The sequence below is a fragment of the Imperialibacter sp. genome, from assembly GCF_040222815.1.
GTDB lineage: Bacteria > Bacteroidota > Bacteroidia > Cytophagales > Cyclobacteriaceae > Imperialibacter.
On sequence record NZ_JAVKCH010000016.1, the window covers coordinates 1 to 1,091 of the forward strand.

Below are 1,091 nucleotides of genomic sequence, written 5' to 3' on the forward strand. Positions count from 1 at the left end.
GAAAGCCTCAAGAAAGAATACCAGATCGAAAACATCGTCTTGGTAGCCGACCGAGGCATGCTCAATACTGACAACCTGCAAGTCACTGTTGACAAAGGCTATGAGTTCATCATGGGAGAGCGGCTCAAGGTACTCCCCAAATCCATCCAGGCCCGGTTGATCAACCTGGATAATTATCACCATCAATGGGTGAGCTCTTCAACAGGTTCGCAGCGTGAGCCGATCAAAGTACGCTTCACTGTACTTGAATACAATGAGCGGAAGATCATAGCCACCTACAGTGAAAAGCGAGCTGAAAAGGATCGCCAAGAAAGAGAAGAAAAGCTTCGTAAGGCCGAACTGTTGCTCAAAAACCCAACGCAACTCAAGAAGAAGGCCCATCACTACTACCTCAAAAATACCGAAGGGGAAAAGTATGTAGTTGATACTGAAAAAATCAAACGAAGCGAAAAGTATGACGGGTTCCTTGCCATCGCATACCACGCCAAAGGACTCTCTCACGAACAGGTGCTGGATCACTACCACCATCTATACCAGATAGAGCATAGCTTCCGTACTTTCAAAGGCTATCTGGAAACCCGTCCGATGTTCCACTGGACCAATAAACGTATCCAGGGACACATTTGTCTGTGCTATATCGCCTATAGCTTGTTAAACCAATTGCAACTTCGACTTATCAGACAAGGCACACCACTTACAGAACAAACCATCCGAACTCACTTGTCCAAAATGCAGGTAAGTCTTGTCAAACAAGCCGACCAATACTTCTACCTACGCTCCAAGACCTCTGAAATCTCACAGCAATTGCTACAAGCAGTGGCTGAAAAGAACCTGCCTGACCTTCTTTCTAAAGAGCAGATAATCAAATACTTATAAAATCCTGTATATCGAAAGCCATTTATTAATCGGCTCTATATCAAATACTTATCTTAAAATCGTGTCAAACTCAGGAGTGATCAATTGGTTGATTTTGGGCTTGGTAGCTTTTTTGGGCATTGTGCTTTCCATTTGAAATAGTCAAAAACAGATATACTTACCGAATGCGTTGGGCTCACAGCTCACTAAAAAGCAAAGGTCTCCTTTATCGGAGA

1 protein-coding gene is annotated in these 1,091 nt (G+C 43.7%); it reads left to right on the forward strand.

All coding sequences use genetic code 11. The features are described from left to right. Positions 1-876: IS1634 family transposase (locus RIF36_RS06980; protein WP_350149325.1), on the forward strand; the 876-nt coding region annotated here is incomplete at its 5' end. Between the last annotated feature and the right edge of the window lie 215 nt (positions 877-1,091).